Origin of the sequence: Brachybacterium halotolerans, from assembly GCF_016623465.1 — a bacterium.
GTDB lineage: Bacteria > Actinomycetota > Actinomycetes > Actinomycetales > Dermabacteraceae > Brachybacterium > Brachybacterium halotolerans.
In genome coordinates this window covers 45660-63399 of the sequence record NZ_JAEDAJ010000004.1, presented here as the reverse complement: position 1 = coordinate 63399, position 17740 = coordinate 45660, and the positions used below count along the sequence as shown (strand labels likewise).

Here is a 17740-nt window from a genome sequence, read left to right as displayed (position 1 = left end):
ACGATGAACGTGCCGTCCACGACGCTCGCGATGATGCTCGCCGACTCCCGGCTGCCCATCGGCGCGCACGTCTCCTCCAACGCCCTCGAGGCCGCCCTGCTGGGCGGCCTGTCGCCCGGACGCATCGGCGAGTACCTCGCCACCCGCATGGACACCGTGGCACGGGTGGAGGCGGGTGCCGCCGTCCTCGCCCGGCACCTCGCCCAGCGCGATCAACCGCTCGCCGCGCTGCACGCGGAATGGGCGGCGCGCACGCCGAGCCGGGCACAGCGGCGGATCGCCGCGGTGCTGGGCGACGGGCTGCGCCGTCTCGCCGATAGGCTCTGGCCCGGGTCGCTGTCGACGGACGCCGGTTCGCCCCGGCCGCTGGTCCTGGGCGCGATCGCCGCCATCGCGGGACTCGGGCCGCGCGACCTCGCGCGGCTCGTGGCCTACGACGACGCGCAGACCGTCGTGGCCGCTGCTCTGAAACTCGAACCCGGCGATCCCCGGCAGGGCACGGCCCTCGTGCTCGAGGCCTGCGCGCGCTTCGAGCCCCACATCGACGCCCTCGCGGCGCTGCAGGATCCGACACTCCTCCCGAGTGCCGGCGCACCCCAGATCGAGGGCTGGTCGGAGGACCAGTCCGTGCTCCCCAGGAGGCTCTTCCGTGCCTGAACCAACCACCATCGTCCCCGCGGTGACGACCGAGTCCGCCGATGGGCGGAGGTCCGCCGACGCGCCCGCCTCGGCCGTCGATCCCACGAGCGTCTCGACCGTCTCTCGGCCGGGCGCGGCCCGTCGGGCACTGCGCCTGGGAGTCGCCGGGCCCGTGGGCACGGGCAAGAGCTCCCTCATCGCCACGGTCTGCCGCGCGCTCGCCCGGGAGATCCGGCTCGGCGTGATCACCAACGACATCTTCACCGATGAGGACGCGCGCTTCCTGCGCTCCGCGGGGGTGCTGGACCCCGAGCGGATCCGCGCTGTGGAGACAGGTGCGTGCCCCCACACCGCCATCCGCGACGACGTCACCGCGAACCTCGCGGCGGTCGAGCAGCTCGAGGTCGATTTCGACCCGCTGGACGTCGTCCTCGTCGAATCCGGCGGCGACAACCTCACGGCGACCTTCTCGCCGGCGCTCGTGGACGCGCAGCTCTTCGTGCTCGACGTCGCCGGCGGCGGGGACGTGGCGCGCAAGGGCGGCCCGGGCATAGGCCGGGCGGATCTGCTCGTGGTCAACAAGATCGATCTCGCCCCGCACGTGGGCGTGGACGTCGAGCAGATGGTTGCCGACGGACTCGAGGCCCGAGAGGGTCGCCCCGTCCTCGCCCTCTCGCGGCACCGCGAGGAGACGGTCGCGCAGCTGCGCAGCTGGGTCCTCAACATGCTCGCCGCCCACCAGGCCGGACTCCACGAACCCCAGGACCCGGGCCCCATGGCGCCTCACTTCCATGCCGGGGAGGTCGAGCCGCACACCCATGACGAGGCGCACGACCACGACCATGCGCACCAGGGCTGAGCGCTCGATCCCGTCGCACCACCATGACCCGCATCCACCTGTCCGCGACCCCCTCCGGGCCGGCGACGCTGCGTCTCGTGCCGGGACTCCTGCAGCCGCGCACGATCAGCCGCGGCGTGCATCGGGCGCACGTCGCTCTCGTCGCGGGCGGAGCCATGCTCCTGGGCGGGGACCACGTGCACGTGGAGATCGAGGTCGGGGACGACTGCGCGCTGGAGATCCAGGATGTGGGCGGGACCGTGGCCTACGAGAGCCGTGGGGCGGCGAGCCGCATGGACGTCACCATCCGGCTGGGCGAGCGCGCGCACCTGCTGTGGCGGGCCCATCCGTTCGTCGTCACGGACGGGGCCGACGTCGACCGCGCCACACGCCTCGAGATGGGCGCGCACTCCGCCGTGCTGCTGCGCGAGACCCTCGTGCTGGGCCGCAGCGGGGAGCGCGGAGGGAGGCTGCGCAGTGCGGTGCGAGCGCGGGACCGCGACGGCACGGCCATCTTCATCGAGGACCTCGCTCTCGACGGCACCCGGCCGCGCGCCGGCGTCCTGGGCCCGCATCGCATCCTGGACTCCGCGATGCTGCTCGGTCGTCGCGCCGAAGCGGAGACGCCGTCTCCGCGCGGCGACCGACGGGGCCCCGCAGGACCCGCTCCGCGGCTCCTGCATCTTGAGAGGCCGGGCACGATCGCCCGCTCTTTGGCCATGGATGCGCATTCGACCGGCATCGAGCAGATCATGGACGTATGGGCGAGCGAGACATGGGACAAGGGATGAGCGCGGCCGCACGTGCAGAACCCATCGACCGTCACGAGCACGCTCCCCGCCGCTCGTCGGCGCTGGACGGGGAGCACGCCGTGCGCGCGACCGCGCAGCTGCTCGAGGACGGTCAGGACCTCGATCTGCTCGCCCGCAGGCTCTCCGTGCTCGCCGATCCGCGCCGACTGCGGATCCTCTTCGCCGTGCACGCCCACCCGGGCATCCGCAGCTCCGACCTCGCACGCGTGACCGGAGCGCTGGAGTCCACCACCTCCCACGCGCTCGCCCTGCTGCGCGGGAGCGGATGGCTGCGCACGGAGCAGGACGGCCGCGAAGTGCACTATCAGCTCGCGGACCCTCTGGGCCATCGCATCCTCCACGAGATCGGCTCCTCACACCTGCCCGGGGTCGAGCACCGCACCTGACCGCTACCGGTCCGGCGTCGTCCTCCGCGGGCGTCTCCTCCCGCCCCGGACACGGCCGTGCCACCTGACGGCAACGGCTCGCTCCTCGCCCCTTCACTTGCAAGGATCTGCAATCATGACCCGAATCGAGGCCCCGCTCGCTGGGCCACCAGGTGACTCCGATGCGCGGAACCCGCATGATCCCGGCACACTCCTCCCGCAGAGTGATCGGTCTCGGAAGCAGCGCGCCGACGCATGCGACGGGGACCCGCTCGGCCTCGGCCGTCGTCGTCGGCGCGCGGCGCTGTGGACCGTCGCGCTCGCCGCAGCTCTGCTGCTCAGCGTCGTGGCCTGCCTGGGGATCGGCCCCGTCCCGGTCCCGCCCGCACGCGCGGGCGCCATCATGCTCGCGCACCTCGGTCTGCCCGTCGATGCGCACGCCACCGCCGCGCAGGACTCGATCATCTGGGCGGTGCGGGCCCCGCGCGTCGTGCTGGGCGTGGGCGTCGGCGCCTGCCTCGCCGTGTCCGGGGCGGCGCTGCAGGCCATGGTGCGCAACATGCTGGCCGACCCCTACGTGCTCGGCATCTCCGGCGGGGCCTCGGCGGGCGCCGCGGCCGCGATCCTCTTCGGGGCGGGAGGGATGCTCGGAGCAGCCGCCCAGCCCGTGCTCGCCTTCGCCGGGGCCATGATCGCCGCTCTCGCGGTCCTCGTCCTGGCACGCGCCCACGGGGCGGTGACCTCGCTGCGGATGCTGCTGGCCGGCATCGCCGTCGGCTACGTGCTCTCGGCGGTGACGAACCTGCTGATCTTCACCTCCGACTCGGCGGAGGGGTCGCGGTCGGTGATGTTCTGGATGCTCGGCTCCCTCGCCCTTGGCCACTGGGACGTCTTCCTCGCGCTGGTCCTGGCCGCGGGCCTGCTGGGCACGCTCGCGCTCACCGTGCTCGGGCCGGTCCTCGACGCGCTCGCCGCGGGCGACGAGACCGCCTGGTCGCTGGGCATCCACCCCGATCGCGCTCGCGTGGGTCTCCTCGTCGTGGTGTCCCTGTGCACCGGTGCGGCGGTGAGCGCCGCGGGGGCGATCGGCTTCGTGGGCCTGGTCATCCCGCACCTCGCACGACGCCTGGTGGGCAGCGTCCACCGCCGCATGCTGCCCGTCGCCGCCCTGCTCGGCGCGCTCTTCCTGATCTGGGCCGACGCGATCGCCCGGATCGCGCTCGCCCCGCGCGAGCTGCCCATCGGCGTCCTCACCGCCCTGGTGGGCGCCCCCTTCCTGGTGGTGCTCGTGCGCCGCCTGCACACGAGAGGCCTCTGATGGATCGCCGCACCGCCCTGCTCGCCCCTCTCGTGCTCGGCGCGCTCGGTGCCGCCGCACTCTCGGGCTGCGACGACAGCTCGACGTCGTCCGCCGCCGGACCGTCCGACGGGGAGGGCGCGACCCGGTACCCGCTCGAGATCACCGACTGCGAGGCGACCCTCACCTTCGACGCCGCCCCCGAGCGCGTGGTGCTGCTCGAGACCGCACCGGTCACGATCCTCGACGGCATCGGCGTGCTGGACACCGTGGTGGCCAAGGCCGGCGTCTTCTCCCCGGCCTACTACCGGGCCCAGCACTTCGGGGACCTCGCCGACAGGGTCGCCGCCATCGACGTCCTCTCCGATGACATCAACGGCGCGGGCCACCTCCAGATCAACCAGGAGGTGGTGATCGCCCAGTCGCCGGACCTCGTGCTCGGCCTTCCCGACGGCGTGACCCGCGAGGGCCTCTCGTCGGCCGGCGCGCAGGTGCTCGTCCAGAACGTGTACTGCGACGGCGCCGGCCCCGCCGACTGGGACGACCTGTTCGACGAGGTGCGGCAGTACGGCAGGATCTTCGACCGGCAGCAGGCCGCCGACCAGCTCGTCTCCGCACTCGACGAGCGCCTGAACACGGTGCGCGACGGCGCCTCCTCGCGGAAGCGGATGACGGCCGTGGTCCTCTACCCGACGGTGGGCGGCGGCCCGCTGTACACCTACGGGGCGGCCTCGATGGCCACGCCCCAGCTGGACGCGGTGGGCCTGGACAACGTCTTCGCCTCCTCGTCCGAGCGCGTGTTCGAGGTCAGCAGCGAGGCCCTGATCGACGCCGACCCCGACCACCTGATCGTCCTCCACCAGGACGAGGGCGACGGTTCCGACGTGCTCACGGAGCTGGAGCGCACCGCCGGGATCGCCGACCTCGCCGCCGTGCAGGACGGGCGCGTGCGCGCCCAGCTCTTCAACTTCACCGAGCCCGCCTCGCCGCTCGTGGTCGACGGCGCCGAACAGCTCGCGCACTGGCTCTCGGAGCTCCACGCATGAGCCCTGATCGCGATACTCCGGCCGTGCTGAGGGCGCGCGGCATCCACCACTCCTATGCCTCCGCGCGCGTGCTGGACGGCGTCGACCTCGCCGTGGGCAGCAGCGAGATGGTGGGTCTCGTCGGCCCCAACGGCAGCGGGAAGACGACGCTGCTGCGCGTGCTCACGGCCGCCCTGCGCCCGGTCAGCGGCGAGGTGCTGCTGCACGGCCGGCCGGTGCGGTCCTTCAGCGGACGGGAGCGGGCGCGCCGCCTCGCGGTGGTCGTGCAGGAGAGCGGAGGCGAGCTGCCGATGACCGTCGCCGACGTCGTGCTCCTGGGGCGCGCGCCCCACCGGGGGCTGCGCCATCGGCCCGGCCACGATCGGGAGATCGCCCGGCGCGCCCTCGAGCAGGTGGGCGCGCTCGCGCTCGCGAGCCGGGACATGGCAACCCTCTCGGGAGGAGAGCGCCAGCGCGTGCTCATCGCCCGGGCGCTCACCCAGCAGCCGGAGGTGCTCCTGCTCGACGAGCCCACCAATCACCTGGACGTCGGCTACCAGCACGAGGTGCTGCACATCGTGCGGCAGCTGGGGCTGGCGACGATCGTCGTCCTGCACGATCTGAACCTCGCGGCCCGCTACTGCGACCGGGTCGCCGTGCTCCACGGCGGCCGTCTGCTCGCCGAGGGGACGCCGGCCGAGGCGCTGCGCGCCCCGCAGCTGCAGGAGGTCTACGGCGTCGGCGCGGAGGAGCGTCGGGCCGACGACGGCACCGCCCAGTTCCTCTTCCACCACCGGAGCACCGCATGAGCGTCCAGGACCGGATGACGGCGTACTGGTCGCGATGGGCCGACGAGTACGACGACCAGCAGACCGCGCGTCTGCGCTCCGCGGATGCCCGACGGACCTGGCGTGGAGTGTGGGAGCGCGCGCTCGCGCCCGATCCGGCCGTCGATTCTGCGACTGCGCACCGACCGGACGCGCTCGACGTCCTCGATGTGGGCACGGGCAGCGGGAACGCCGCGATCCAGGTGGCCGGGCTCGGGCACCGGGTGACGGGCATCGACCTCGCTCCGGGCATGCTCGCGCGCGCACGCGTCAAGGCGTCCGGCGTGCGCTTCCTGGCCGGGGACGCGATCGACCCGCCGTTCTCCGAGGGCAGCTTCGATGCGGTCATCTGCCGCTACGTGCTGTGGACCCTGCGGGACGCGGAGCGCGCCGTCGCCGCATGGCACCGTCTGCTGCGACCCGGCGGGATCCTCGCCGCCGTGGACTCCGCCTGGTTCCCCGAGGGCGGCGAGCTGGGCGAGGGCCTCGAGAGTGCGCGCGGCGAGGACTTCCGGCACGCCTACGGCGCAGGCGTGATCAGCGAGCTCCCCCTGGCCGCGGGCAGGGACGACGAGGTGCGGGCGGCACTGGAGGCCGGCGGCTTCGCACAGGTGACGGCGACGCCGCTGCACGAAGTGCTGGAGCTGGACCGGCGTCAGGGCGTCGCTCCCGGGCACCACCCTCAGCTGCAGGTCCTGTACCGGGCCGTGCGGGCGTAGACGGTTTCGTGCCGCCCCGAGCTCCTCGTCTCGAGGATCCCGCGGGGACCTCATCCGCCCAGGGTCGGCTGCCAGGCCAGGACCTCGTCCTGCAGCTCCGCGACGGGTCGCCCGCTGTCCAGACGCAGCACGGGCTGGGGGATCGAGGCCAGCCAGTCCTCGTGGGCGCGCCGACTGCGCCCCGTGAAGTCGGGGTCGTCGTATCCGCGGGCCCACTGCATGAACTCCGTCGTGGCCTGGTCATCGATGTCGCCTCCTCGACGCAGCGTCTCGCGTGCGGCCAGTCGTCGCATCCGCTCCTGAGGATCCAGGGTCAGGAACACCACCGCATTGCACTCCTCGAGGACCGCGCCCGCCCAGCTGTTGATGGCCCCGGAGAGGACCCATGCGTCGCGGGGGACGAACATCGTGCGCATGAGCCCGATCCGCTCGGGGACCGGCCGTGGGGTGGTGTACGGGGGCGATGTGGGAACCCAGAAGTAGTCGTCGCTGTCGGCATGGGGGACCGACCACGCGTTCGCGATCGCGCGCCCCAGAGTCGTCGCCCCGGACCCGGAAGCGCCCATGATGTGGAGTCGGCAGTGGTGCATCGCTCCATCATGGAGGGCGGGTGCTGCCGACGGAGGTGGATAGGCGGAGACGCGCCGCCGACGAGTACTCGCGGAGCCACGGTCGCTGGACCTCGCTTCAGCGCCTCTCGGCGACGACGCATGCGGCTCGAACAGGGAAGCTGAGGTGGCCGACATGGTCCACGGCCTTCCCGCATCGGTTCTCGAAGATGCCGGACGCGGCGCGGCGGACGCGGTCGGACTGCGCCGAGTAGGTCGCTCCGGCACCTGCGATCCCGCCCTCGATGCCGGCCCAGAGGTCGTCCGGGCGGACCGACCAGGTCCACCGGAGGTCCGAGGCCGAGACGACCTCGAGACCGGCGCCTCGGGCCAGTCCCTCGAGCCCCGCGGAGGTCCGTTCGAAGTCGAGCGTGGGATCCAGGTCCTGTCGCGGTATCGGCACGACCCCGGCGGCCTCGAAGATCTCACCGATGAACCCTTGCCACCCGTCGGGTTCCGGCGCGGGCCAGATGGTCATGGCGACCGGGCCGCTCGGCCGGGTGACACGGGCCAGCTCTGCCACGGACTCCGCGGGGCGGCCGACGTGGTTGATGACGAAGTTCGCCGCCACGGCATCGAACGAGGCGTCGGGGAAGGGCAGGTGGGGGAGCGAGGCCCGGAGGACCGGCCCGTGCAGGCGTGACCGGGCCAGGTCGACCATGCTCGCTTCGGAGTCGATCGCCGTGACGCTGCGCCCGCGCGACTCGGCCTGCACGGCGAGGGTGCCGGTCCCGCAGCCCGCGTCGAGGAGGGTTCCGGACCCGGTGGCGTCGAGCAGGTGGTCGACGGTGCCTGCGCACAGGGATCCGAAGGACCGCGCGTAGGCGTCGCCGCGGTCCGTCCATGGATTCATGCCGCGATGATCGCAGACTCCGTGGCGGCACCCCGGGCGGATGGACTCGTGGGCCTCGCGACCGCTCGGGCTCAGAACCGCGTCTCGATCGCCTCTACGACGACGCCCTTCCCGTCGACCACCGGCACCAGCCGCCACTTGTCGAAGGCCGTGCACGGGTGCGAGAGGCCCAGCGTCACGACCTGCCCGACGGCGAGGGGCGCCGGGCTCTCAGCACCCGCCGCGCCCGCGGCATCCCACCGTACGAACGTGTGCTGGTCGTTCAGTGCCGTCACCTCGAGGGCACCCGGCTCGACCGCCCGCTCCCGGCCGCCGAGCTCGTCGGCCACCGCGAGGACCGTCGGCAGGCCCTCGTCGAAGGGCACGTCGCGCTTGCCGGCATCCAGCAGGGCCAGCCCGGGCTCGGGCTGGGACACCACCCGCGCATAGGCGCGCATGGCGGGACGCAGCGCCTCCTCCGCGGCGACGCCGCGGGTCGCGTCCAGGGGGGAGATGCCGCGGTAGAACCCGCTGTCGTGCACGATGTACGCGCCTGAGCGCAGGATCGCCCGCACGGCCTCGAGGCCCGCGAACGCCTCGGCCACCAGGTCGAAATACGCGCTGCCGCCCGCGGTCACCCACGGGGTGCCCTCGACCAGCGGCCGCACCTGCTCGACGAGCGCGGCGAGGCGCCGGCAGTACGCGCCGACCGTCGCGAGCGACTCCGGGGAGCGGTCGTGCGCGAGCGCGCCCTCGTAGCCGGCGACGCCGCGCAGGGTGAGCACGGGCGAGGCCGCGATGCGCTCGGCGATCGCGACCGCCTCATCCTCGCGGCGTGCGCCCGTGCGCCCGCCGTCGGCCCCGAGCTCGACGAGCACGCCGAGCCGGGCCTCGGCAGGAAGCGATCGCTCCATGAGCTCGACCGCCGCGAGCGAGTCCGCCCAGCACACCACCTCCTGCTCAGGATGCTCGGCGAGGTGCGCCGCGAGCTGCCGCAGCTGCCCCGGGTCCAGGCTCATGTTGGCGATCTGCACCGTGGGGATCCCGGCGCGCAGGGCGACGCCCGCCTGCCATCCGGTCGCGACCGTGATCCCGGTGGCGCCCGCGGCGAGCTGGCGGTGCCAGAGCGTGGGCGCCATCGTGGTCTTGCCGTGCGGCATCAGCTCGAGCCCGCGCTCGCGCGTCCATGCGGCCATCGTGGCGAGGTTGTGGTCCATCGCATCGCGGTCCAGGACGAACAGCGGCGTCGAGAACTCCGCGAGCGGCGCGTCGAGGTCGGCGACGTCGCGGCCGACGAGCGCCGCGGGGAAGGACTTGTCGTCCTCGGTGACGGTGCGCGTGGTCGGGGGAGTGGGCTGCGTCGTCATGGTCTCCATGGTCCTCGGTCTCGTGGTGGGGCGGTCAGTTCTCGATGATCCGTGCGAGCCGGGGGAGCTCGTCCGCGTCGGCCAGGGCGCTGCCGACGGCCACGACCCGCGCTCCCGCGGCGAGCATGTCCGGGGCGTTCCGCGCGTGCATGCCACCGGTCGCGACGAAGCGCACCTGGGGGAACGGGCCGTGCATCGCCGTGAACCACTCGGCGCCCAGCACGGAGGCGGGGAACGCCTTCAGCCAGGTCAGCCCGGACTTCTGGGCGATCTGCACCTCGGACGCGGTGGCGACGCCCGGCAGCGAGGGCATGCCCGCCGCCTCGCTCGCGCGGACCACGTCGAGGTCCAGACCCGGGCTCACCGTGAAGGCCGCGCCCGCCCGGGACGCGGCCTGCACGGTCGCTGCGTCGACGACGGTCCCGGCGCCCACGGCCTTCCCTCGTTCGCGCCCTGCGCGGACCACGGCGGCGAGGGCCTCCTCGTCGGCCGGGCCCTGGATCGGGACCTCGACCATCTCGATGCCCAGGTCCCAGGCGGTATCGGCCAGTTCGAGACTGCGCTCGGTCCCCATGCCCCGCAGGATCGCCATCAGGGGCGCCGCCCGGAAGGCCTCGTCGAACCATGCGCTGCTGTCGATCGGGGTGCTCACGCGGTCGCCTCCTGCATGTCGGGTGCTGATGACCCGTGACGATCGGCGTGATCGCCGTGGTCGGGGATGTCCTGGGTGCTCGAGAGCGCCCGCGCCGCCCACTGGTGCCCGCGCCCGAGGCGCGAGCGCGGGGACGCGCCCTCGAGCAGGCCGTCGAGCCAGCCGGCGGCGAAGGCATCGCCCGCGCCGACGGCCTCCACGACCTCCACGCGCGGCGTCGGGACCGCGGTGCGGCCGTCGGCCGAGAACTCGACCGCTTCCACGTCGGCGTCCTTGACCACGAGGTGCGGTGCCTCGGGCAGCAGCTCCCGCACGGCGTCCGCGGTGCGGGCGCCCCACAGGGTCTCGGCCTCGTCCCTGCCCACGAACACGATGTCGGCCCGGCGCGCCAGCGCGAGGATCGTGCGCGCGGCCTTTTCGGTCGACGCCCACAGCGCGGGCCGATGGTTCACGTCGAAGCTCACCAGAGTGCCGGCATCGTGCGCGCGGTCGATGGCCGCGTCGACGAGCGCCCGGCAGCTCTCGGAGAGGGCGGGCGTGATGCCGGTCAGGTGCACGATCCGGGCCTGTTCCGCGTCGATCCCGGCGAGATCCTCCGGGCCCAGGCGGGAGGCGGCCGAGCCCCGCCGGTAGTAGGAGACCCCGGCGCCCGGATCCTTGACGTACAGGCCCGTCGGCGCGCCCGCATCGAGGCGCACACGCCCGACGGAGACGCTGCTGGCCTCGATGAACGCCCGGACGCGACGGCCCAGGGGGTCATCATCCAGAGCGCTGAACCATTCGACCCGGCATCCGGCCGCGGCGAGGTGGCAGGCGACGTTGGACTCCGCGCCGCCCGAGCCGACGTGGAAGTCGCGGGCGTCCTCCAGCGGCTCCGGTCGCGCGGGCGTCACCAGCGCCATCGTCTCCCCGATCGCGAGCAGGTCCAGGGGGCGCGACCCGCCTCCGGAGTCCTCCCGCGTCGGGTGCGCCGTGTCGGCTTCGCGCGTCATCCCGCGCCCTCCCGTCGTCGTCCTCAGGCCTTCACGCGGGCGACGACGTCGATCTCCACGAGGATGTTCGCGAGCTGCGAGCCGACGGTCGTGCGCACGGGGTACGGCTCGGTGAAGAACTCGGCGTAGGCCTCGTTGAACTCGGCGAAGTCGGCGAGGTCCGCGAGGTGCACGGTCGTCTTCAGCACGGCGTCCATGTCCACGCCGTGCTCGGTGAGGACGGAGCGGACGTTCCGCAGCACCTGGCGGGTCTGCTCGGCGACGGAGTCTGCGACGGCGTTGCCGTTCGCGCGGTCCTGCGGGCCGAAGCCGGCGGTGAACAGCAGGTCGCCGCTGACGATGCCCTGGCTGTAGGGGCCCGCGGGCCGCGGCGCGCTCTCGCTGACGATGGCGGACTTCTCGATCTTCTGAGTGTGCTCGGTGCTCATGGTGCTCCTTCGGTGGGTGTCTCGTGATGGTGTCAGGGACGGGCGGCCGACGGGGGTTCCCCGCGGCCGCCGGGGGCGCAGGCACGGATGCCTCCGCCGGGGGTGACGCCGGTCAGCCTGCCGTCCGCGAGGACGGGCAGGCCGCCGACGATCACGTCGTCGATCCCCTCGGCGAGCTGGAGCGGCGCGGCGTAGGTCGCCGCGTCCCGCACGGCGTCGGGGTCGACGAGGGCCAGATCGGCGATCGCGCCGGGCCGGATGCGGCCACGATCGCCCAGGTGGAAACGGTCCACGGCCGCGGTCGACAGGTGCGCCGCGGCCTGCGCCCAGTTCAGGAAGCCGTGCTCGCGCACGTAGGTGGCGAGGTAGGAGGCGAAGGTCCCGCGGGCGCGGGGATGCGGGTGCGCGCCGATGAAGATGCCGTCGGACCCGCCCATGTGCGCCGGGTGTGCGAGCAGCCGCCCCAGGTCCTCGACGGCACGCTGATGGTGCGCGGCCATGATCGCGTTCGCGTCCAGGCGGGAGGCGACCAGCACGTCCAGGGCGGCGTCGACGGCGTCGGTGCCGCGGCGCTGGGCGATCTGGGCGAGCGTGAGACCCGGCGCCCACGCGAGCTCCGGCGCAGCGGTGTGGGCGAGGGTGATCAGCTCGGGCCACTCCTCGCCCAGGCTCGGGTTCTTCGCGACGCGCGGGAACCACTCGCGGCGCAGGCGCTCGCGCTGCGAAGGGTCCTGCAGCAGCGGCACGAGGTCATCGGCCCGCATCGCGTTCAGCTCCGGCGGCAGCATGGTCATCGCGAGGATCGAGCAGCCGCGCGTGTAGGGGTAGGCGTCGAAGCTCCCTGCGACGCCCTGGCCAATGAGCCAGTCCATGAGACGCGCGGCCTCGTCGGCCGGGGTGTGGAAGTGCGAGATGTGCACGGGCACGCCGGCGGCGGCGCCGATGCGCCCGGCCTCCTCGACGCCCACCTGTGCGTTGTCCTCGTAGCCGCCGCGCATGTGCGTCACGTACGGCAGGGCCGACGGCGCGAGCGGCGCGCACAGCGAAGCCATCTCGGCGGCGTCCGCGAAGATGCCCGGCGCGTAGTCGAGCCCGGTGGACAGGCCCACGGCCCCGTCGGCCACGCCCTCGGCCACGAGCGCCACCATGCGCTCGAGCTGCGCGTCCGTGGGTGCGTCCTGCGTCGACCCCATCACCTCGTGGCGGACCGTCCCGGCCGGCACCAGGTAGGCCACGCCGAGGGGGATCCGGCCGTCGTATCCTGCGAGCAGGTCGGCGACGCGAGTGCCGGGGGCGTGCGTGCCGGAGACGCCGGTGCCGGGGGAGGCGGATCCCGCCCCGCCCGTCGGCCCCGGATCGCCGCCGCGGGTCGCTGTTTCCGGCACACCCGGATACCCCGGGTGCGCGCCGTTGATCGGTGCGAAGTACTCCGAGGCGTAGGTGCCGTCGCCCGGGGCGAAGGAGACGCCGTCCTGCCCGCCGATGACGGCGGTGATGCCCTGGCGCAGCAGCGCGAGCTGCACGTCCTCGTCGAAGACGGCGGCGTCGGCGTGGGAGTGCGCGTCCACGAAGCCGGGCATGACGAGGCGGCCATCGGCCTCGATCACGTGCGTCCCGGGGAGGTCGGTGCCCGCGCGTCCCGTGCCCGGTGCGGAGACCTCGGCGACGCGATCTCCGTCGACGAGCACGTCGGCGTGCACGGGCGCGACGCCGTCACCGGGGACGACGCTCCCTCCGCGGATCAGGAGCCGGCCCATGTCAGGTCGTCTCCAGCGCGCGGAGCCGGCCGGCGTCGGCCGTATCGGGACGGATCGAGGCGGCGGCGGTGGCGATCGCGCCGATCAGGCAGATGACGACGACGTACACGATGACCGGCCAGATCTCGCCGCTCGCCCAGCCCACGAGCGCGGTCGCGATGAAGGGTGCGAGCCCCCCGCCGAGCGTGTTGGAGAGCTGGTAGCCGACGTTCACGCCGGTGGTGCGCTCCTCGACGTCGAACATCTCGGTGAGCAGGGTCGAGAGCGTCCCCTGCATCATGACGCCGGGGATCACGAACCCCACGACCATGCCGAGCCAGATGAGCGCGGGCACGTGCGTCCCGTACAGCAGGAACGCCGGCCAGACGAGCAGGGCGAAGCCGATGCAGCCGGCGATGTAGACGCGGCGCCTGCCCACCCGGTCCGAGAGCGCCCCGTAGGCGGGGGCGACGAAGATCTGCAGCACACCCACGATCATCGTCCCCAGGAAGCCGACCTGGGGCGGGACGCCGCCGGAGACCATGTATGAGAGCCCGTAGGTGAGCACCACGTAGCCCGCGATGGACTGCGGGAGGCCGATGAGGATGCCCAGGATCGTGTTCCGGGGGTGGAGCAGCACCTCGAGGATGGGGGAGCGGCGCCGGATCCGGCCCAGCTCGATCTCCTGGGTATGGGTTGTGAACTCCTCGGACTCCTGCAGCTGGCGCCTCAGCAGCACCGCGCACACGGAGAGCACCAGGGAGAACACGAACGGGATCCGCCAGCCCCAGGTCATGAAGAACGAGTCCGGCCCCAGGCCCAGGCCCGCCATCATGCCCGCGGAGAGCACGTTCGCGACGCCGGCCCCGCTGATGAGGAAGGCGCCGAACAGGCCGCGCCGGCCGACGGGCGCGTGCTCGACGACCATCGTCGCCGCGCCGCCCATCTCCCCGCCCACGAACAGGCCCTGGAGCATCCGCATCACTAGCAGCAGCACGGGCGCCGCGAGGCCGATCATGTGGTCGGGCGGGATGAACCCGATCGCGGCCGTGGACAGGCCCATGCCGATCACCGTGACCAGCAGCGTGACCTTGCGGCCCATGCGGTCGCCGATGTAGCCGAACACGACGCCGCCGAGGGGGCGGAACAGGAAGCCGACGGCGAAGGTCGCGAAGGACTCGAGCTGGGCGACGAAGGGGTCGTTGCCCGAGAAGAAGACCTGCGGGAACACCGCGGCGGCCGCGAGTCCGTACAGGTAGTAGTCGAAGTACTCCATCAGGGTGCCGACGGCGCCGCCGGCGATGGTGCGCGCCTGCGCGCGGCGCGGGCGCCCGGACCCGGGAGCGTCGGGACGAGAGCCGGCAGGGCCGTGCGCGGCCCGGGACCCCGGGGAGCGCTGAGGGGTCGAGGCGCTCATGAGCGCCTCGCGGCGGGGCGTGAAGTCATGGCTCATGTCCTCCTTGACGTGGCCTGTCGATGGGGCGTGGACCCACCGCGAGATGGTGGGACCGTGCGGCAGAGCTGGGTGATCGGGCTGGTCGAGCGCCGATGCGGAGCGAGACTACGCGATGCTGTACTGAAATTCTAGGTGGCTGACAGAATGTCTGTCCATGTGGGTGCGATGATGTCCGTGCATCGACGAACGGAGAGTGCCGTGACGACGACCTCAGCTGCGAAGACCGACGCTGCGCAGACCGACGCCGCGAAGACCGGATCTGCGCTGGCCGAGTCTCCGCAGACGGACATGCGCTTCGCCGACATCGACGAGGCCCACCGCGCTCTCGCGCCGGTCATGGAGGCGATCGCCGCCGTCGGCGGGCCGCACTGCGAGGTGGTCCTGCACGACCTCTCGGCGGGCGACCTCGAGCATTCGATCCACGCGATCCTCCACGGCGAGGTCAGCGGCCGAAGGGTCGGTGGCCCCTCCACCAACCTCGGCGCGGAGGTGCTGCACGACCAGAGCCGCGACCACAACGCCTTCGGGTATCGCGCCCGCACGGCCGACGGGCGCGAGCTGATCAGCTCCTCGGTCTACTACCGCGACCACGAGGGCCGCATCATCGCGGCGCTTTGCATCAACCGCGACCTCACCCCGGTGCAGGGCGCGATGGACGCGCTCACCGCGCTGCTCCCCGCCGCCACAGAGGACGCCGCCTCCGAGCCCCAGGAGCTCGTGGTCCCGAACGTCTCGGACGTCCTGGACGACATGATCGCCGAGGCCGTCGCCGCCGTCGGCAAGCCCGCACCGGCGATGACGAAGGCCGATCGCATCGAGGTGCTGCGACTGCTCGAGGGCAGGGGCGCCTTCCACATCAAGCGCGCCGCCGAGCGGGTCTCCGCGCGGCTCGGCGTCTCGCGGGTGACGACGTACGGGTACCTGGACGAGGTGCGGCGGGGCTGAGCGGCTCCGGTAGCGTCCCTGCCACCGGGCTGCGCTCTCCGCTCGGTCTCCCATGGCGCCCCCGACGAAGACGGTGATCCCCCCGATGAGCATCCTCTCCACCTTCGACCTGACCGGCCGCACCGCGATCGTCACCGGCGGCTACCGCGGCCTCGGGCTCGCCTTCGCGCGCGGTCTCGCCGAGGCCGGGGCCGACATCGTCATCGGCGCCCGCGACGGCGCCGCCTCCCAGGAGGCGGCGCGCGACCTCGCCGAGGAGACCGGTCGACGCACCCGTGGCATCGCCCTGGACGTCACCGACCCTGCATCGTGCGAGGCGGCCGTCGCCGCCGCCGTGGAGCTCGGCGGGGGTTTCGAGGTGCTCGTGAACAACGCCGGCGCCTGCTTCCACGCCCCCGCGCTCGACGTCACCGCGCAGGAGCTGCGCACCGTGCTCGACACGAACGTGGGCGGAGTCTTCGAGATGAGCCGCGCCGCAGCGCGCGCCATGATCCCCGCAGGTCGCGGCTCGATCGTGAACATCGGATCGATGTCCGGGGACATCGTCAACCGTCCCCAGCTGCAGCCGATCTACAACGCCTCCAAGGCCGCCGTCCACCACCTCACGAAGTCGCTCGCGATGGAGTGGGCGGAGCACGGGATCCGCGTGAACGCCGTCGCCCCGGGCTACGTGAAGACCGAGATGGCGCCCGTCGACGACCCGTCCCTGCGCCAGCGCTGGATCGACGATGCCCCCATGAAGCGCTACGCCATGCCCGAGGAGATCGCCCCGGCGGTGCTCTTTTTCGCCTCCGACGCCTCGAGCTTCGCGACCGGCTCCGTGCTCACGGTCGACGGGGGATACACGGTGGTGTGACGCGAGGGCCTCTCACCCCAGATACAGCTGGCCCGGTGCGTCGAACATGGTCTCCGCCATCGCCAGGGACGCGGCGCCGACGGCGCCGACGTGGCCTCCGATCGCGGTTCCCCGCACATCGACCGTGTGATCGTCCTTCGCCACGTAGTGCTCGTTCACCAGGGTTGGAGCGATCCGCAGGCAGGCGGCCTCGAAGGCCGGCCACTGCGGACCGCCGAACACGATGCTGTCCAGGTCCAGCAGGTTGGCCAGCTGCATGCCGACCCGAGCGAAGCCGCGCGCGGCGTCCTCGAGGATCTTCCGGGCCACGGGGTCGCCGCGATGCTCCGAGCGCTCCGCGAGTCGGGACAGTGCGGCTTCCACGGAGCGTGCGTCGTCGAGGTCGGTCCCCTTTTCCAGGGCGCCCTGCTCCACCGCGGTCCCCACGATCTGTGACGGGAGAGAGGAGACCGCCACGCAACCGCGGCCGCCGCATTCGCACGGCGGCCCATCCGGGTCCGCGGTGAAGTGTCCGATATTGCCCAGATGGGAGAGGCGTCCGGCGGCGTTCCCGGACCCGCGCAGCGGCTGTCCGTCCAGCACGATCCCGGCTGACACGCCGCTCCCCAGGTAGAAGAAGGCCAGATTCTCCGCATCGCGCGGTGTTCGCCAGATCTCTCCGATCGCTGCGGCGGTGCTGTCCTTCTCGACCAGCACCGGGAGGCGCAGGCGCTGCGCGATCTCGTCTCGGAGCTCGACGGTCCCCCACCCCGGCAGCAGGGGAGGGCCGACGACCGACCCGTGCTCGATGTCGAGCGGGCCGGGTGTCGCCACACCGACACCGGCGACCTCTTCGGTCGGGACAGCTGCCTGGTCGAGTAGAGCTCTCACCTGGGTATCGACCAGTTCGAGTATGTGCTCGGGCCCGGGTGTCTGCGGTGTGGGCACGGTCAGCGCATGGACGTCATCGCCGGCGAGGTCGAGCAGCACCAGGGAGAGGCTCGCCGGATCGATGTGGAGTCCGATCGAGTACCGGCCGGTGGGAACGACCTCGTAGACGATGCGCGGGGCGCCCATCCCGGAGCGCACGCGCCCTGACTCCCGGATCAGTCCCGCAGTCACCAGGCGCTGGCAGATGTTCGAGAGTGTCTGCGGTGTCAGTCCCGTGCGCTGCACGAGCTCGCTCCGACTGGTGCCGGGAGAGCGTCGGATCAGGTCGAGGACCAGGACCTGGTTGTACCCGGCGACGCGAGGAAGGTTCGTCCCGCGGCGCCCCGGTCGCTCCGTCGCCGGCTGCGGGTACTGCAGTGCCATGGGCCGATGGTACGTCGGCCGTTGACTTATTCAAATTGATCATGTCTACTGGC

At 72.8% G+C, this 17740-nt stretch carries 19 protein-coding genes and 1 pseudogene; 10 read left to right on the top strand and 10 right to left on the bottom strand.

Annotated elements, in window-relative coordinates; all coding sequences use genetic code 11:
- Positions 1-3: 3 nt before the first annotated feature.
- From I8D64_RS08875 to I8D64_RS08840, 8 genes are all read left to right on the top strand, one after another.
- The gene (locus I8D64_RS08875) at positions 4-657 is read left to right on the top strand and encodes an urease accessory protein UreF (protein ID WP_200502148.1); all 654 of its coding nucleotides are present in this window, start codon (positions 4-6) and stop codon (positions 655-657) included.
- A gap of 130 nt (positions 658-787) precedes the next feature.
- The gene (gene ureG / locus I8D64_RS08870; protein ID WP_214651168.1) at positions 788-1498 is read left to right on the top strand and encodes an urease accessory protein UreG; all 711 of its coding nucleotides are present in this window, start codon (positions 788-790) and stop codon (positions 1496-1498) included.
- 23 nt (positions 1499-1521) lie between these two features.
- The gene (locus I8D64_RS08865; RefSeq protein ID WP_200502147.1) at positions 1522-2268 is read left to right on the top strand and encodes an urease accessory protein UreD; all 747 of its coding nucleotides are present in this window, start codon (positions 1522-1524) and stop codon (positions 2266-2268) included.
- Positions 2265-2675, top strand: a complete 411-nt coding sequence (locus I8D64_RS08860; protein ID WP_200502146.1) for an ArsR/SmtB family transcription factor — start codon at positions 2265-2267, stop codon at positions 2673-2675. Before I8D64_RS08865 ends, I8D64_RS08860 begins: the two co-directional genes overlap by 4 nt.
- 115 nt (positions 2676-2790) lie before the next feature.
- Entirely contained in the window at positions 2791-3972 is a 1182-nt protein-coding gene (locus tag I8D64_RS08855; protein ID WP_200502145.1) for a FecCD family ABC transporter permease, read from the top strand.
- On the top strand, positions 3972-4997 hold the full coding sequence (locus I8D64_RS08850) for an ABC transporter substrate-binding protein (protein WP_200502144.1): 1026 nt from the start codon (positions 3972-3974) through the stop codon (positions 4995-4997). Before I8D64_RS08855 ends, I8D64_RS08850 begins: the two co-directional genes overlap by 1 nt.
- Positions 4994-5785, top strand: a complete 792-nt coding sequence (locus I8D64_RS08845; protein ID WP_200502143.1) for an ABC transporter ATP-binding protein — start codon at positions 4994-4996, stop codon at positions 5783-5785. Before I8D64_RS08850 ends, I8D64_RS08845 begins: the two co-directional genes overlap by 4 nt.
- A complete protein-coding gene (locus I8D64_RS08840; protein WP_214651161.1) occupies positions 5782-6522 on the top strand; it encodes a class I SAM-dependent methyltransferase in 741 nt (246 codons plus the stop codon). Before I8D64_RS08845 ends, I8D64_RS08840 begins: the two co-directional genes overlap by 4 nt.
- 50 nt (positions 6523-6572) lie before the next feature.
- Here I8D64_RS08840 and I8D64_RS08835 read toward each other — a convergent pair whose 3' ends face one another.
- From I8D64_RS08835 to I8D64_RS08800, 8 genes are all read right to left on the bottom strand, one after another.
- Positions 6573-7112, bottom strand: coding sequence for a P-loop NTPase family protein (locus I8D64_RS08835; protein ID WP_200502142.1), 540 nt, complete (start codon positions 7110-7112; stop codon positions 6573-6575).
- 97 nt (positions 7113-7209) lie between these two features.
- Positions 7210-7983: a class I SAM-dependent methyltransferase gene (locus I8D64_RS08830; RefSeq protein WP_200502141.1), complete on the bottom strand. Its 774-nt coding sequence runs from the start codon at positions 7981-7983 to the stop codon at positions 7210-7212.
- Between the two features lie 71 nt (positions 7984-8054).
- Positions 8055-9329, bottom strand: a complete 1275-nt coding sequence (locus tag I8D64_RS08825) for an alanine racemase (protein WP_200502140.1) — start codon at positions 9327-9329, stop codon at positions 8055-8057.
- A 34-nt stretch (positions 9330-9363) separates the two neighbouring features.
- A complete protein-coding gene (locus I8D64_RS08820; protein ID WP_343068507.1) occupies positions 9364-9981 on the bottom strand; it encodes a bifunctional 4-hydroxy-2-oxoglutarate aldolase/2-dehydro-3-deoxy-phosphogluconate aldolase in 618 nt (205 codons plus the stop codon).
- Positions 9978-10973 carry a sugar kinase gene (locus I8D64_RS08815; RefSeq protein WP_200502139.1) on the bottom strand — a complete coding sequence of 332 codons (996 nt, stop codon included), beginning with the start codon at positions 10971-10973 and terminating at the stop codon, positions 9978-9980. The genes I8D64_RS08820 and I8D64_RS08815 overlap by 4 nt, the downstream gene beginning before the upstream one ends.
- A gap of 23 nt (positions 10974-10996) precedes the next feature.
- Complete coding sequence (locus I8D64_RS08810; protein ID WP_200502138.1) at positions 10997-11401, bottom strand: RidA family protein; 405 nt, start codon at positions 11399-11401, stop codon at positions 10997-10999.
- A gap of 32 nt (positions 11402-11433) precedes the next feature.
- Positions 11434-13158 (bottom strand): N-acyl-D-amino-acid deacylase family protein, encoded by a 1725-nt coding sequence (locus tag I8D64_RS08805; protein ID WP_200502137.1) that lies wholly within the window; start codon positions 13156-13158, stop codon positions 11434-11436.
- Position 13159: 1 nt separating this feature from the next.
- Positions 13160-14590 carry an MFS transporter gene (locus I8D64_RS08800; protein WP_246482899.1) on the bottom strand — a complete coding sequence of 477 codons (1431 nt, stop codon included), beginning with the start codon at positions 14588-14590 and terminating at the stop codon, positions 13160-13162.
- Between the two features lie 201 nt (positions 14591-14791).
- Between I8D64_RS08800 and I8D64_RS08795 the strand changes: the two genes are divergently transcribed.
- Together I8D64_RS08795 and I8D64_RS08790 are read left to right on the top strand one after the other, a co-directional pair.
- Complete coding sequence (locus tag I8D64_RS08795) at positions 14792-15538, top strand: PAS domain-containing protein (protein WP_200502136.1); 747 nt, start codon at positions 14792-14794, stop codon at positions 15536-15538.
- Positions 15539-15623: 85 nt separating this feature from the next.
- On the top strand, positions 15624-16394 hold the full coding sequence (locus tag I8D64_RS08790; RefSeq protein ID WP_200502135.1) for a glucose 1-dehydrogenase: 771 nt from the start codon (positions 15624-15626) through the stop codon (positions 16392-16394).
- A gap of 12 nt (positions 16395-16406) precedes the next feature.
- Here I8D64_RS08790 and I8D64_RS08785 read toward each other — a convergent pair whose 3' ends face one another.
- A complete protein-coding gene (locus tag I8D64_RS08785) occupies positions 16407-17450 on the bottom strand; it encodes an ROK family protein (protein WP_246482898.1) in 1044 nt (347 codons plus the stop codon).
- A gap of 30 nt (positions 17451-17480) precedes the next feature.
- Positions 17481-17687 (bottom strand): annotated as a pseudogene (locus I8D64_RS17915) (MarR family transcriptional regulator); the annotation flags it as partial.
- Positions 17688-17740 lie beyond the last annotated feature (53 nt).

What these genes read in the sequence shown, in the direction of transcription:
- I8D64_RS08875 (WP_200502148.1), top strand. Translation starts at nt 4, where the DNA reads ATGAACGTGCCGTCCACGACGCTCGCGATGATGCTCGCCGACTCCCGG.
- I8D64_RS08865 (WP_200502147.1), top strand. Translation starts at nt 1,522, where the DNA reads ATGACCCGCATCCACCTGTCCGCGACCCCCTCCGGGCCGGCGACGCTG.
- I8D64_RS08860 (WP_200502146.1), top strand. Translation starts at nt 2,265, where the DNA reads ATGAGCGCGGCCGCACGTGCAGAACCCATCGACCGTCACGAGCACGCT.
- I8D64_RS08855 (WP_200502145.1), top strand. Translation starts at nt 2,791, where the DNA reads ATGACCCGAATCGAGGCCCCGCTCGCTGGGCCACCAGGTGACTCCGAT.
- I8D64_RS08850 (WP_200502144.1), top strand. Translation starts at nt 3,972, where the DNA reads ATGGATCGCCGCACCGCCCTGCTCGCCCCTCTCGTGCTCGGCGCGCTC.
- I8D64_RS08845 (WP_200502143.1), top strand. Translation starts at nt 4,994, where the DNA reads ATGAGCCCTGATCGCGATACTCCGGCCGTGCTGAGGGCGCGCGGCATC.
- I8D64_RS08840 (WP_214651161.1), top strand. Translation starts at nt 5,782, where the DNA reads ATGAGCGTCCAGGACCGGATGACGGCGTACTGGTCGCGATGGGCCGAC.
- I8D64_RS08835 (WP_200502142.1), bottom strand. Translation starts at nt 7,112, where the DNA reads ATGCACCACTGCCGACTCCACATCATGGGCGCTTCCGGGTCCGGGGCG.
- I8D64_RS08830 (WP_200502141.1), bottom strand. Translation starts at nt 7,983, where the DNA reads ATGAATCCATGGACGGACCGCGGCGACGCCTACGCGCGGTCCTTCGGA.
- I8D64_RS08825 (WP_200502140.1), bottom strand. Translation starts at nt 9,329, where the DNA reads ATGACGACGCAGCCCACTCCCCCGACCACGCGCACCGTCACCGAGGAC.
- I8D64_RS08815 (WP_200502139.1), bottom strand. Translation starts at nt 10,973, where the DNA reads ATGACGCGCGAAGCCGACACGGCGCACCCGACGCGGGAGGACTCCGGA.
- I8D64_RS08810 (WP_200502138.1), bottom strand. Translation starts at nt 11,401, where the DNA reads ATGAGCACCGAGCACACTCAGAAGATCGAGAAGTCCGCCATCGTCAGC.
- I8D64_RS08805 (WP_200502137.1), bottom strand. Translation starts at nt 13,158, where the DNA reads ATGGGCCGGCTCCTGATCCGCGGAGGGAGCGTCGTCCCCGGTGACGGC.
- I8D64_RS08800 (WP_246482899.1), bottom strand. Translation starts at nt 14,590, where the DNA reads ATGAGCCATGACTTCACGCCCCGCCGCGAGGCGCTCATGAGCGCCTCG.
- I8D64_RS08790 (WP_200502135.1), top strand. Translation starts at nt 15,624, where the DNA reads ATGAGCATCCTCTCCACCTTCGACCTGACCGGCCGCACCGCGATCGTC.
- I8D64_RS08785 (WP_246482898.1), bottom strand. Translation starts at nt 17,450, where the DNA reads ATGGGCGCCCCGCGCATCGTCTACGAGGTCGTTCCCACCGGCCGGTAC.